This window comes from Cupriavidus basilensis (assembly GCF_008801925.2).
Taxonomy (GTDB): domain Bacteria; phylum Pseudomonadota; class Gammaproteobacteria; order Burkholderiales; family Burkholderiaceae; genus Cupriavidus; species Cupriavidus basilensis.
Map to the genome: position 1 here is coordinate 3484609 of NZ_CP062803.1, position 13449 is coordinate 3498057.

Genomic DNA, 13449 nt, shown 5'->3' on the forward strand with positions numbered 1-13449 from the left:
AAAGACCAGCCGGAGCACTCTCTTCCCGCCGCGCCCCTGCGCAGTGCACGCGCTGCCCGCCCCGCTTGTTAGAATAGCCCTCTCACGGTGCCCGCCCGACTTTGGTGGCGACGCCCCCCGCCTTTCCGTCCAACCCCCTCCTGACCGGCAATTTTTCCATGACCGCACGTCGCATCCTCGTTACTTCTGCCCTGCCCTACGCCAACGGCCAGATCCATATCGGCCACCTGGTGGAATACATCCAGACCGACATCTGGGTGCGCTTCCAGCGCATGATGGCGAACGAGGTCTACTACGTCGGCGCGGACGACACGCACGGCACCCCGGTGATGCTGCGGGCCGAGAAAGAAGGCATCACGCCCAAGCAGCTGATCGATCGCGTGTGGACCGAGCACAAGCGCGACTTCGACAGCTTCATGGTGTCGTTCGACAACTACTACAGCACCGACTCGGATGAGAACAAGCAGCTCTCCGAGAAGATCTACCTGGCGCTGAAGGCGGAGGACCTGATCGCCGAGCGCGAGGTCGAGCAGTTCTACGACCCGGTCAAGAACATGTTCCTGCCGGACCGCTTCATCAAGGGCGAGTGCCCAAAGTGCGGCGCCAAGGACCAGTACGGCGACTCGTGCGAAGTCTGCGGCACCACCTACGTGCCCACCGACCTGAAGAACCCGTACTCGGTGGTATCGGGCGCCACGCCGGTGCGCAAGTCCTCCGCGCATTACTTCTTCAAGCTGTCCGACCCGCGCTGCGAAACCTTCCTGCGCGAGTGGGTGGCTGACCTGGCCCAGCCGGAAGCGGCCAACAAGATGCAGGAATGGCTGGGCGCCGAAGGCGAGACTTCCACGCTGTCGGACTGGGACATCTCGCGCGATGCGCCCTACTTCGGCTTCGAGATTCCCGGCGCTCCCGGCAAGTATTTCTACGTGTGGCTGGATGCGCCGATCGGCTACTACGCCAGCTTCAAGAACCTGGCCGAAAAGAAGGGCATCGATTTCGACGCCTGGGTAGGCCCGCACTCCACCGCCGAGCAATACCACTTCATCGGCAAGGACATCCTGTATTTCCATACGCTGTTCTGGCCGGCCATGCTGCGCTTCTCGGGCTACCGCACGCCCACCAACGTGTTCGCGCACGGCTTCCTGACGGTGGACGGCGCCAAGATGAGCAAGTCGCGCGGCACCTTCATCACCGCGCAGAGCTATATCGACACCGGCATGAACCCGGAATGGCTGCGCTACTACTTCGCCGCCAAGCTCAACGCCAGCATGGAAGACCTCGACCTGAACCTCGATGACTTCATTGCGCGCGTGAACAGCGACCTGATCGGCAAGTACGTCAACATTGCCAGCCGCGCCGCCGGCTTCCTGGTCAAGCGCTTCGAGGGCGTGGTGGACGAGGCCGCGCTGGCCCACCCGCTGCTCAAGCAATTGCGTGAAGCCGCGCCCCAAGTGGCACAGTTCTATGAAGCCCGCGAGTACAGCAAGGCGCTGCGCCTGGTGATGGAGCTCACGGATTCGGTGAACGCCTTCGTCGACACGGAAAAGCCATGGGAGCTGGCGCGCGACGAAAGCAAGCGCGCGGCCCTGCACGCTGCCTGCTCGGTCTCGCTGGAAGCCTTCCGCCTGCTCACCATCTACCTCAAGCCGGTGGTGCCGCAGATGGCCGCGGGCGTGGAGCGCTTCCTCAATATCGAGCCGCTGGACTGGCGCGGCATCGACAAGCAACTGTCGGCTTCGCGCCCGGTGCAGCCGTACTCGCACCTGATGACGCGCGTGGATGCCAAGCAGGTCGATGCACTGCTGGCCGCTAACCGCGACTCGCTGCAGGCCAGCGCGCCCGCCGGTGAAGCGGATGCTGCCACTGCGTCGATCGAGCCTATCGCCGACACCATCACGATCGACGACTTCGCCAAGATCGACCTGCGCGTGGCCAAGATCGTGGACTGCCAGAAGGTGGAAGGATCGAGCAAGCTGCTGCAGCTCACGCTGGACCTGGGCGAAGGCAAGACGCGCAACGTTTTCTCCGGCATCCAGTCGGCCTACACGCCCGAGCAGCTGGTGGGCAAGCTCACCGTGATGGTGGCCAACCTGGCTCCGCGCAAGATGAAGTTCGGCCTGTCCGAAGGCATGGTGCTGGCCGCATCGGCAGCGGATGAGAAGGCCACGCCGGGCCTCTGGATCCTGGAGCCGCACGAAGGCGCTGTGCCGGGCATGCGCATCGGCTGACCCGCGGGGGCGGTGAGGCGCGCCAGCGCCGAGCCGCCAACGCGCCATGGCGCCGGCGCCGATTGACGCCACGCCGCCGGGAAGCCCATACTGCACCCATGCCCGACAGGGTGTTGATGGGATTTCCTGGCATGCCCGACAGCGTTCCCGGCCACGCCCCCGCTCCTTCCGGCACGCCAGCGCCGCCCGCTGGCGGCAGGCCGCGCCTGCGCCAGCCCTTCCCCCTCGCCGCCTTCCACCCGCGCCTGCTCGACAGCCTGCGCGACTACAACCGCGCCCTTTTCTTCAAGGACCTCGCCGCCGGCCTCACCGTGGGCGTGGTGGCGCTGCCGCTGGCGATGGCCTTTGCCATCGCCTCCGGGATGCCACCGCAAGCCGGCCTGTTCACCGCCATCATCGCGGGCTTCCTGATCGCCGCGCTGGGCGGCTCGCCGGTGCAGATCGGCGGCCCCGCCGGCGCCTTCATCGTCATCGTCTACGGCATCGTGGCGCGCTACGGCGTGGCCAACCTGCTGATCGCGACCATCCTGGCGGGCGGCCTGCTGTTCGCCATGGGGCTGTTCCGGCTAGGCACCCTGATCCGCTTTATCCCCGTGGCCATCGTGATCGGCTTCACCAACGGCATCGCGGTGCTGATCATGGTCTCGCAGATCGCCGATTTCCTTGGCCTGCAAACCGGCAAGCTGCCCGGCAACTTCCTTTCGCAGATGCGTGTGCTGGGACGCGCCCTGCCCACGGTGTCCTGGCCCACGGTAGCGCTGGCGGTCAGCTCGCTGGTGGTGGTGGCGGGCTGGTCGCGCCTGGCCCTGCTGGCAGGCAAGCGCTGGCGCCCCGTATCGACGATTGTGGCAAACCCGGCAAGCCCGCCCGATGCCCACGGCCGCCTTGGCCGCGCGCTGGCCATGGTTCCCGGCACGGTGATAGCGCTGGTGCTAGCCACCGCGGCCAATGGCCTGCTGCACTTGCCGGTGGAAACCATCGGCACGCGCTTCGGCGGCATTCCGCAGGGCCTGCCGCCGTTTGCGCTGCCGCAACTGAGCTGGCAACTGGTCCAGCAGTTGGTGGCGCCCACCCTGACCATCGCCCTGCTCGGCGCCATCGAATCGCTGCTCTGCGCACGCGTGGCTGACAGCCTGATCGACGACCGCCACGATCCCAACCAGGAACTGATGGCGCAGGGCATCGCCAATATCGTCACGCCGTTCTTCGGCGGCCTGCCGGCCACGGGCACCATCGCCCGTACCGTCACCAACGTGCGCAGCGGTGGGCGCACGCCGGTGGCTGGCATGATCCACGCCGCCACGCTGATGCTAATCATGCTGGCGGCGGCGCCACTGGCCAGCGCCATCCCGCTCGCCACGCTGGCCGCCATCCTGCTCTACGTGGCGTGGAACATGGGCGAGTGGCATATGTTCGGGCTGACGCACCTGAAGCGCTACAGCAACAACTACCGCATCATCCTGCTCGGCACCTTCGTGCTGACCGTGGTGTTCGACCTGACCGTGGCGGTGCAGGTGGGACTGGTGCTCGCCTGCCTGTTCTTCATCTACCGCATGGCCGCGCTCACGCAGATCGAGGCGATCGCGCCAGCCGCACTACCCCCGGCGGCCAACGGCAAGCCGCTGCCGGCCGGCGAGGTCGCGGCCTATCACATGACCGGCGCGCTCTTCTTCGGCGCCGTCAACAAGGTGGAAGCGCTAATCGACCCGCGCGACCGCACGCAGCCGGTACCGGCGGTGCTGATCCTCGACGTGGGCAAGCTGGTGGCACTGGACACTACCGGCCTGGACACGCTGGACGCCTTGCGCAAGACACTGGCGCGGCGTGGCGGCACGCTGGTGATCTGCGCCGCGGCAGCACAGGTGATGTCGCTGATGCGGCGCGCGGGCTTCCTGGAACGGATGGGCACGGCAAACTATTGCGACACGCTGGCCGCAGCCTGTGACAGGGCCGGCGTCTTGCTCGCAGAGCGGGCCGAGCGGCCCGCTGCAGGCTAACCGCCCTGCAGCCTCTCGTCGCTGCGCGAGGTGTGCGTCACCTTGCCATCGGCGTTGAAATGCACGTTGAAGAACGCCTTCTCCTGCGCGCTTTCCCACCAGCGGTAGCCCCACACCTCTTCCTTCTTGAGCGCGAAGGCTTCCACCTTGGTAGGCTTGCCGACCAGGCGGCGGATATCGTCGCGGCTCATGCCGGCGCGCACGCGCGCGAAGTTCTCCGCGGTCAGCACCTGCTCGATGGCGCGCACCTTGCCATCGGCGCCGATCGTCACCATCCAGGTGGTGGCGCCTTCCGGGCCGCGCGGGTATTCCAGCCGGCGGCCGCCATCCTCTTCTTCCCAGGTGATCTCCGGGCGCCCGGCCTGTTTGCGCACGTCGTCCTCGCTGGATTCGCCCACCACGATGCCCTTGAACAACTGGCTGTCGGGCTTGACCGAGTTCCAGGTGGCGTGCGCGGTATCGCCCGCCTTCTTCATCGCTTCGTCGACTTTTTGCTGGTCGCACCCGAACAGGGCGAGCACGGAGGAAATCAGTCCCATGGCGGCGAGGCGTCGGTAAGACGCGGCAGTGGCTGCGGTGGCGGAGGTGGGCGGCACGCAGATCATGGCACGTGTCTCAGGGCTGCGCGGGCGCGGTCGCGCCCGTCGCATTGCTATCGGCATCCTGGCTGGCATCGGACTGGCTCCTCGCGGTTCCGGCGCGGCTGGACGCGCCTGTGAACAAATTGCCCCAACTGTCGAAGCGGCGGTTAAACAGCACCGAGAGCCCGTTGATCGAGCCGCCCTTGGCAATCAGCGACCAGCGCCGCGAGAATGCCCAGGTCAGCTTGACCACGTTGCTGGCACTGGTCAGGCTCTGCTCATAGCCCACCGAGATCTGCTCGGTCACGGCCTTGCCCACGCTGACCACCTGCTGATCGTTGAGGCCGGCCGTGCTGGGCCCGATCGAAAACTCGTCGATGCCCAGATGCTGCACGATCCCCTTGCCCGCACGCCCGCCCAGCATGCCCAGCGCGGCACCCCCCAGGGCCCCCGCACTCAGTTGCTGCTGCTGTCCGGCCGCGGCGCTTTCCGCGCCGTAGCCGAACATCAGCCATGACAGCTTATCCTCCTCAGGCACATTCGGCTCGGACACCAGCTTGACGCGCGGCAGCCGTACCGTGCCGGTCACCTCCACCCCTGCCTCCACTTCCTGGTTGCGGCGCATGGCGCGGATATTGAGGTTGGGATTGTCCAACGGACCGTTGAAATTGACGATGCCGCGCTCGATGTTGAGCTTGCGCCCGAACGCTTCATAGGTGCCGTCGGTCACGCGGATGGTGCCGGTGGCGCGCAACGGCGTCAGCGGAGCGCTGCGCACGCCAAGCTGGCCGCCCAGGCGCAGGTCCGCGCCGGCCCCGCGGAAACGGAAATTGTCGCCGAGGTCGAGCGTGAGGTCGATCAGCGGGCTGAAGCGGCTGGCAGGCTTGGCCTCCGGCAACGGCGTGGCGGCGGTCTTGATCTCGCGCTGGTCGCGGCGGCGCACCACCACTACGTCCTCACCCAGCTCCGGGGCGCCGGCCTTGGGCAGGTCGAACAAGCCGCGATCCACGCGGAACTTGCCGCGTATCACGATCTGGCGGTTCTCGTTGGCGATGCTGGCATCGCCGGAAATGATCAGCGTGCGCTCGGGGCTGGCAAAGAGCTGGAGCTTGTCGGCCACGATCTTGCCCGTCAGGTTGGGATCGGTGTCGCCCAGCTTCACGTTGCCGGTGGCCACGATCTTGCCGTCGCCACCACGGAACTCCACCTGCTTTAGCTCGATGGTGTTCTGGTCGAGCACCACGTGCACGATGCCATCGGTCAGCTGGATACCGAGGTCGTAGAGCGTGATGGCGATGCCGGTGCCGTCGATCGTGCCGGTAAGGAGGGGCTGCCCGACGCTGCCCGCCAGTTGCAGCACAGCCGCCAGCTTGCCATCGAACGCGTATTGCGGGCCGCTCAGCGCCTCCAGCGACTTGATCTTCGGCACATCCAGCGAGACCTTGCCCGCCAGCGTGGAAGCCGGCGTCACCGTCATCAGGCCGTGCTCCTGGATCAACCCGGCGGACGCGTCTACCACCACCTTGCCGACCCGTGCGGCCTCGATGCCGCCCCTCAGGTTGACGCGGCTGCCGGCAAACTCGGCGCGCAGCGCGGTTTCGCCCAGGCCCAGCGCGGTGTAGCCCCGCCCGGCGCTCACCGAGACGTCACCGCTGCGCCGGCGCAGCTCGGCAAAGCCGGAGGCAGACTCGGCCAGCGTGATGTTCCAGCGGCCGTCCAGCACCAGGTCCGAGCGCACCGGCAGCGCTTCGCCCGTCAAGGCCTCGGCCAGACGCAGCACGTTGGCCACCTGCAGGCCATCGAGGTTGCCCTGGGTGCGGATGCGGCCGTGGTCGAAATCGAAGCTGTCCACGGTCACGCGGGCGCGCTCGAACTGCAGGCTGGCCGCGCCGAGATGCACGCGCTGGTCCGCCACCTGCAACTGCGTCGGCGCGATCAGCCGCACGTTGACGGTGCCGCGCTCCTCCAGGGTGCCGATGGTGCCCTTCCAGCCGGCCGCCCCCTGCCAGGCGCCCTGCCCCGACAAGGCGAGTTGCATCGGCTTGTCGTGCAGCGCGCCGGCCACCTTCAGGTCGAAGGCATGGCTGGCCTGGGTGCCGCTGAGCGAGGCATCAAGCGTGCGCAGCGTGGCGACCGGGCCGCGATAGTCGCGGGCGTTCAGTTTCAGCGCGAGCGTGCCGTTCAGCCCCCCGCGCAACTCGGCGCTGCCGCTGGCGCTGGCCACGTGGTGCGGCCCCACCACCAGCGACTGCGCGTCGTAGCTAGCCACGATCTCGGGCCGCGCCAGCGTGCCGGTGATGTCAGCGTCGAGCTTTAGCACGCCGCCCACGCCGAACTTGAGCCGATCGAGCTGCGGCGCATCCACATGCACTCTCAGGCGATCACCGCGCGCACCAAAGCTGCCGTTGACCTGGGCCTGGTTGCCTGCCATCTCCAATATGGCCTGGCTGGGCAGCAAGCGCTCGCCGGCCAGGCGCAGCTTGCCCTCGCCACGCATCGGCAGCCCCGCATAGACGCTGTCGCGCACCGCGAAGTCCAGCGCCACGTGGTGCTCCGGCGCCAGCGTGCCGCTGGCGGTGAAGTCCGCATTGATGCGCCCGGGCGCCACCTCGGCCACGCGCGCCGGGTCGAAATTGATCAGCTTGCCCTTGAAGCTGAAAGGCTGTGCGTCCTTCAGCGACAGCTTGCCGTCGGCGTTGAGGGTGCCCGCGCCGATGCCGGCGCGCAGCGAGGTCAGCGTGACCGCCTCGCCATCCAGATGCGCATCGGCAAACAGCTTGTACTCGCCGCCGGCCAGGTCCAGCGCCACGCTCTGGCGGCCGGGTTCCATCCGCAAGCTCACCGGGCCGGACAGGCGCATGCGCTTCAGGCTGCCATAGAGGGCCTGCGGGTCGAGGTTGCGCACGTCGAGGTCGAAGCCGCCGCGGCCATCGCGCAGCGCGCCGCCGCCGTGGATCTCGCCGCCACCGGCCAGCGCCACGTTCAGGTCGCGCACCATCTGCGCTGCCTCGCTGACCTCGATATGCGCTTGTACCGATTCCACCGGCAAGCGCTCGGCGTCGAGCTTGCCGGCCTCGTGGTTGACGATGCGCACGTCGCCCGCCACGCGCAGGGGTGCGCTGTCATGGCCACTGCCAGGCTTGGCGGCGGGAGCGGAGGCCGGGGCGGCAGTTGCCGATGTCACGGCCGATGCCGGCGGTGCCGCCGGGGCATTGGCCGCCGCGGCCGGCGCTGGCGTGGCCGTGCCATCCACCGGGCGCAACTCGGCCCGCACGGAGAGATTGGCCTGCGGCGCCGACGGGCTGAACAAGCGCGGATTGATGTGCTCGCCATTGACCAGCACATGGGTGAACGGCACCTTGCCAAACGGTGTCAGGTCCGCCTCCGCACGGCCGCGCAGGCGATCGCCGCTGGCCTCGGCTTGCGCATGCAGCATGGCAAGCGAGCCACGCACATTGGCGCTGATGCTAAAGGATTCCTTCTGCCAGCTGCCCTCCAGCAGCGCGGCGCCATTCAGCGCAAACGGCGCCTGGCCTGCGATCTGCGTGTTGGCGGCCAGCTTGCCGTATGGCGTGACCAGCCGTTCCACGCTGATGCGATGGCGTTGCCCGTCGGAATGCAGCGAACCCACCAGGTCGCTGAACACCATCTCGCTGGGCGTGGCCGGCGGACCTTGCAGCATGGTCAAGCGGTCCAGCGTGAGCGTATCCACATCCACCGCCAATGGCAGGTCGAGCGATTTGGGCAAGGAGGCGGGCGCGCTGTCAGGCTGGGACGGCGGCAAGCGCAGCGTGACGGCGCCCACGCGCAGCGCGCTGACATGCAAGCGGGTCGGCGACCAGCCAAGCGCCCAACTGCCGTCGACACGGTCAACCGTCACCCGTGTCTCGCCGCTGGCAAACACCACATCGCGCAGCCGCAGGCCATGCGCCACGGTGCCGCCCTCGAGCTTGCCGGACAACGCGCCTGAGGACAGGCGCGTGGCCAGCGACCACAACTGGCGCGTGCCGGCCTCCGTGCGCAGGGCCAGCACCACTGCCGCAACCGCCGCCAGCACCAGCAACAGCAGCACCACGGCGCACCACGCCAGCCAGCGCCCGAGGCGTGTGCGCCGCGGCCGCGCCGGCCCGGGCGGAACATCGCCGGCGGCGGGAACGGGAGGCATGTCGGGAATGCTCATGTGGCAAATACCCTGCAACTGCGTTCATGGAGAACGCCGTGCTGGCGGCCGGGCCGCATCGTCATCGTCAGATCCATCATCAGAACGCGACTCCCAGCGAGATATGCGGGCGGAACTGCTTTTCCTGGATGCCGTAGCCCACGTCGAGCTGCACTGGCCCCACCGGGCTGCGCCAGCGCGCGCCGATGCCCACGCCGTTGTAAAGCTTGACGCCCGTCAGGTTGTCCGTGGCGGTGCCCACGTCCCAGAAGATCGCCGCGCCCCAGTCATGCAGGAACCAGTACTGGTACTCCAGGCTCGCCGTGCCGAGGTACTTGGCCGGCAGCACGCTGGCGCCGTTGCGGGTACCGATCGACTGGTAGCCGTAGCCCCGGATCGAATCCGTGCCGCCCGCCCGGAAACGCAGCGAGGCGGGGATCTTGGTCACATCGCCGTTGGTGATATCCGCCCCGAGCTCCAGCCTGGCCACCACCAGGTCGCGCTTGCCCACGGGCACGTACTGGCGGATACGCCCGTACAGGCGGAAAAAGGTTTCGTCGCTCAGCATGTGCTTGGCGGCCACGCCCACCTGCGTGCTGATCACGTTGCCGCGGCGCGGGAACACCGGGTTGTCCACGTCGCGCCGCGTCCAGGCAAAGGCAGGCACCAGCGCCCGGCTGAGCTGGTCCGGCTCGCCGAAGGGCTGGAGGTTGTCGTAGTAGTAGTCGAGCGAAATGGTGGTGTCGTACTTCTCGCGCGAGCGGGACCGTTTCAGGCCGGTGCGCAGGCTGGTCAGGTCGGTGCTTTCGAGGTCGATGGTGCGTTCGTAGCTGGCGTAGGCACTGTTGCGGTACGTCCTGCTGTCCGGTGGCATCGCGATCTCGCCGAATGCGTACTGGCGCTTTTGCTCGATGCGCGCTTGCGAATCGAACACCCAGGCGCGGTTGAACAGGTTGTAGTACGAATATCGGCCCTCGACCTGGGCGCCGGTATCGGTGGTGTAGCCCACGCCGGATGACAGCCGATTGACGGGATACTCCCGCACCCGGACATACACCGGCACGGTGACCTTGTCGGCACTCATGTCGACCTTGGGCTTGGCGGCCTGGTCCGGACTGGTGTCGACAACCGTGCCGTCCTCCGTCGTCTCCTGCTCGCCAAGGTCGATCTGCACATTGGAGAAATACGGCTGGTTCTGGATCGCGCGCTGGAATTCCAGCAAGCGCTCCACGCGGTACGGCTCGCCCTCATACAGCGGATTGACGTTGCGGATGATCTGCTCGGGATAGCGCCGCAGCCCACTGATCTTCAGCGGCCCCATGCTGTAGGCCGGGCCGCTGGCAAAGCGCGCGCTCAGGTCCGCCGCGTGCTCATCCGGCTCGATGCGGGCTTGCGAGCCGGTCAGGCGGGCGCCATAGTAGGTGTTGCTCTGCAGCGCCACCAGCGCATCTTCCTTGGCCTTGTCCCAGTCCGCCTGGCGAAACGGCGCGGCTGCCGGCAGGCCCCACTTGGCCCTGACTTCGGCAATCCGCTCCGGCGACTGGCTGGCGGCCGGGCCGGTCACGCTCACGTCGACGGCGCGGATCACCGTGCGCGCGCCCAGCTCCACCGTGATGTGCACGGTGCGCTCGTCGCCGCTGCCGTCCACCTTGGTGGTGGTCTGCGGATCGAAATAGCCTTCGGTGGAAGTGAACTGGCGGACCTGCTCGCCCACGGTCTCGACCATATAGTTGAACTGGTCGGGCGAGATGTCGTCGCGGGTGCGGTAGCGCGACAGATCCAGGTGGTCCTGCAGGATTTCCTTGATCGGCTTGGGCGCGTCCAACTCGACTTGATAGGCGGCAGCGGCGGGCCCCGCGGCTAGCATCAGGGCCGCCAGCAGCGGGGGCATCAGGCGGCGCAGCACGGCCGGCGCCACCGGCAGTCCGCCGGCATGGGCGGCAAGGCCGGCGGGCATGGTGCGCGGGTTCCCTGGGTCCATCCTCATCGATCGATGCACGTCACGCAAAGTCGATATTTGACCACACCCGCGCGGCCGGCCTGTCCGGCGCCGCCAAAAAGACCACCGCGACTGTCACAACTGCGGTCACCACAACCATCGCCGACAGCGAGGGCACGGGATGAAAACGGCAGATTCGCGCGCAATCCCGTTGCCAGGCCCGCCGATACGGTAAAATCTCCGCTGTTTGTTAATTTCACCCTGTTTCCCGCCATGGCTGCCTACGAATCGGATATCACCCAGTTCCTGAAGTCGCTCAAGGACGAGCGCCCTTCCCTGGAAGCGGAACAACGCCAGGGCCGCGCCCTGCTGTGGGACAAGAGCCCGATCAACCTCGAAGAACGTGCCCGTGCCGACGCCTCGCGCGTGGCGCAAAAGCCGTACGTCTACTCGCTGGACTGAAAGCCCTTACCCGCCGCATCGCCCCACCCCCGAGCGAGCGCCCCTAGATGAACCAGAGCGAGCAGGACAAGCGCAAGCCGGCGATCGAGCTGCCGAGCGTGACGCCCGAGCAGGATTCCACGCCGGCCGCCGTCGACGGCATGGCGTTCGCGCGCCTGTACGGCGAGCCCCTGTTCAAGCTGCCGCAGGACCTGTACATCCCGCCGGATGCGCTGGAAATCTTCCTGGAAGCGTTCGAGGGGCCGCTGGATCTGTTGCTTTACCTGATCCGCAAGCAGAACTTCAACGTCCTCGATATCCCGATGGCGCAAGTGACGCGTCAGTACCTCACGTATATCGAGCAAATCCGCAAGAGCAATCTTGAGCTGGCCGCCGAGTACCTGCTGATGGCCGCCATGCTGATCGAGATCAAGTCGCGGATGCTGCTGCCGGTGAAAAAGTCCGACAGCGACGACGAAGAAGAGGATCCGCGCGCCGAACTGGTCCGCCGCCTGCTCGAGTACGAGCAGATGAAGCTGGCGGCCATGCGCATCGACCAGGTGCCGCAGCTCGGGCGCGATTTCCTGCACTCGCAGGTCTACATCGAGCAGAGCATTGCGCCACGCTTCCCCGATGTGGAAGTGGCGGACCTGCAGGCCGCCTGGGCCGACGTGATCAAGCGCGCCAAGCTCAACCAGCACCACAAGATCTCGCGCGAGGAATTGTCCGTTCGCGAGCACATGAGCCACATCCTGCGCCGCCTGCAGCATGCCCGCTTCATGGAATTCAGCGAGCTCTTCGAAGACGCGGTGCGTTCCGGCAAGGGCGTGCCGGTGGTGGTGGTCAACTTCATCGCCATGCTCGAGCTATCGCGCGAAGCCCTGGTCGAGATCACCCAGGCCGAACCCTTCGCACCGATTTATGTGCGATTGGCGTACATTCCCAGCTAAGCCGCACCAATAGCGCCGCCCGCCTCGGGCCACATGCTCTACAATCCGCCGACAATCGGCGCCACCTAGAGCACCGGACCGGCCTCCCGGCGCACATCCGCGCCAGGGCATTCCTACCACGACCAGCACACCAACTTCATGAAAGTCATCTCCTCCATTCACGAGTTGCGGGACCAGTTGCGCGGGCAGAACCGGGCGGCGTTCGTGCCGACCATGGGCAACCTGCACGAAGGCCACCTGTCGCTGATGCGCCTGGCGCGCCAGCATGGTGACCCGGTGGTCGCGTCGATCTTCGTCAACCGGCTGCAGTTCGGCCCCAATGAGGATTTCGACAAGTACCCGCGCACGCTGCAGGACGACATCGAGAAGCTGCAAAAGGAAGGCGTCTATGTGCTGTTTGCGCCCACCGAGCGCGACATGTACCCGGAGCCGCAGGAATACCGCGTGGAGCCGCCGCACGACCTGGGCGACATCCTGGAAGGCGAGTTCCGCCCCGGCTTCTTCAAAGGCGTATGCACCGTAGTGATGAAGCTGCTGTCCTGCGCGCAGCCGCGTGTCGCCGTGTTCGGCAAGAAGGACTACCAGCAACTGATGATCGTGCGCCGCATGGTCCATCAGTTCGCGCTGCCGATCGACATCGTCCCCGCCGAAACCGTGCGCGCCGAAGACGGCCTGGCCCTGTCCTCGCGCAACCGCTACCTGACGCCCGACGAGCGCACCGAAGCCCCGGTCCTCTACAAGACACTGCACGAAGTGCGCGACACCGTCCTGGCCGCCAACAGCGCCAGCGCGGACCTCGCCGCCATCGAAGCCAGCGCCAAGGCCGCCCTGCAAGCCCGCGGCTGGCAACCCGACTACGTCGCCATCCGCAAGCGCGTGGACCTGCAAGCCCCCACCCGCGAAGAATATGTAGCCGGCGAACCGCTGGTCATCCTGACCGCAGCCAAGCTAGGCGCGACCCGGTTGATCGACAACCTGGAAATCTGACCAGCCAGGCAATGAAGCCTCCCACCCATACGTCTTAGCCGTGTGACCCGCCGCCAAGGCGGGGAACACCCCAGCGCGATGCGAAGCGAGCCGTGTAGGTGTGCCAAGGCCGTATGGGGCGCCTCGGGATTCGGCGAAAAGAGCGGAAAAGAGGGACCCATGTCTGA

The 13449-nt window shown here is 67.0% G+C and carries 8 protein-coding genes; 5 read left to right on the forward strand and 3 right to left on the reverse strand.

What is annotated here, in order from left to right; genetic code table 11:
- Positions 1–158: 158 nt before the first annotated feature.
- Both metG and F7R26_RS16030 read left to right on the forward strand, forming a co-directional pair.
- Complete coding sequence (metG, locus tag F7R26_RS16025) at positions 159–2228, forward strand: methionine--tRNA ligase (RefSeq protein ID WP_150984014.1); 2070 nt, start codon at positions 159–161, stop codon at positions 2226–2228.
- Between the two features lie 131 nt (positions 2229–2359).
- Complete coding sequence (locus F7R26_RS16030) at positions 2360–4225, forward strand: SulP family inorganic anion transporter (RefSeq protein ID WP_150984013.1); 1866 nt, start codon at positions 2360–2362, stop codon at positions 4223–4225.
- On the opposite strand, the gene bamE is transcribed toward F7R26_RS16030, so the two are convergent.
- The 3 genes from bamE to F7R26_RS16045 form a co-directional block, all read right to left on the reverse strand.
- The gene (gene bamE / locus F7R26_RS16035) at positions 4222–4764 is read right to left on the reverse strand and encodes an outer membrane protein assembly factor BamE domain-containing protein (protein ID WP_043352217.1); all 543 of its coding nucleotides are present in this window, start codon (positions 4762–4764) and stop codon (positions 4222–4224) included. The two genes, F7R26_RS16030 and bamE, sit on opposite strands and share 4 nt — an antisense overlap.
- Positions 4765–4840: 76 nt before the next feature.
- Positions 4841–8986, reverse strand: coding sequence for a translocation/assembly module TamB domain-containing protein (locus F7R26_RS16040; RefSeq protein WP_150984012.1), 4146 nt, complete (start codon positions 8984–8986; stop codon positions 4841–4843).
- A 79-nt stretch (positions 8987–9065) separates the two neighbouring features.
- Entirely contained in the window at positions 9066–10922 is a 1857-nt protein-coding gene (locus tag F7R26_RS16045; protein WP_150984215.1) for an autotransporter assembly complex protein TamA, read from the reverse strand.
- Between the two features lie 255 nt (positions 10923–11177).
- Here F7R26_RS16045 and F7R26_RS16050 point away from each other — a divergent pair, with 255 nt between their 5' ends.
- The 3 genes from F7R26_RS16050 to panC all read left to right on the forward strand — a co-directional run bounded on the left by F7R26_RS16050 (position 11178) and on the right by panC (position 13282).
- Positions 11178–11366 (forward strand): DUF3460 family protein, encoded by a 189-nt coding sequence (locus F7R26_RS16050; protein WP_006160566.1) that lies wholly within the window; start codon positions 11178–11180, stop codon positions 11364–11366.
- A gap of 47 nt (positions 11367–11413) precedes the next feature.
- On the forward strand, positions 11414–12295 hold the full coding sequence (locus tag F7R26_RS16055; protein ID WP_150984011.1) for a segregation and condensation protein A: 882 nt from the start codon (positions 11414–11416) through the stop codon (positions 12293–12295).
- A 138-nt stretch (positions 12296–12433) separates the two neighbouring features.
- Positions 12434–13282, forward strand: coding sequence for a pantoate--beta-alanine ligase (panC, locus tag F7R26_RS16060; protein WP_150984010.1), 849 nt, complete (start codon positions 12434–12436; stop codon positions 13280–13282).
- Positions 13283–13449: the final 167 nt, after the last annotated feature.

Excerpts from the sequence above, each read along its gene's own strand:
- metG (WP_150984014.1), top strand. The coding sequence starts at position 159 with ATGACCGCACGTCGCATCCTCGTTACTTCTGCCCTGCCCTACGCCAAC.
- F7R26_RS16030 (WP_150984013.1), top strand. The coding sequence starts at position 2,360 with ATGCCCGACAGCGTTCCCGGCCACGCCCCCGCTCCTTCCGGCACGCCA.
- bamE (WP_043352217.1), bottom strand. The coding sequence starts at position 4,764 with ATGGGACTGATTTCCTCCGTGCTCGCCCTGTTCGGGTGCGACCAGCAA.
- F7R26_RS16040 (WP_150984012.1), bottom strand. The coding sequence starts at position 8,986 with ATGAGCATTCCCGACATGCCTCCCGTTCCCGCCGCCGGCGATGTTCCG.
- F7R26_RS16045 (WP_150984215.1), bottom strand. The coding sequence starts at position 10,922 with ATGCCCGCCGGCCTTGCCGCCCATGCCGGCGGACTGCCGGTGGCGCCG.
- F7R26_RS16050 (WP_006160566.1), top strand. The coding sequence starts at position 11,178 with ATGGCTGCCTACGAATCGGATATCACCCAGTTCCTGAAGTCGCTCAAG.
- F7R26_RS16055 (WP_150984011.1), top strand. The coding sequence starts at position 11,414 with ATGAACCAGAGCGAGCAGGACAAGCGCAAGCCGGCGATCGAGCTGCCG.
- panC (WP_150984010.1), top strand. The coding sequence starts at position 12,434 with ATGAAAGTCATCTCCTCCATTCACGAGTTGCGGGACCAGTTGCGCGGG.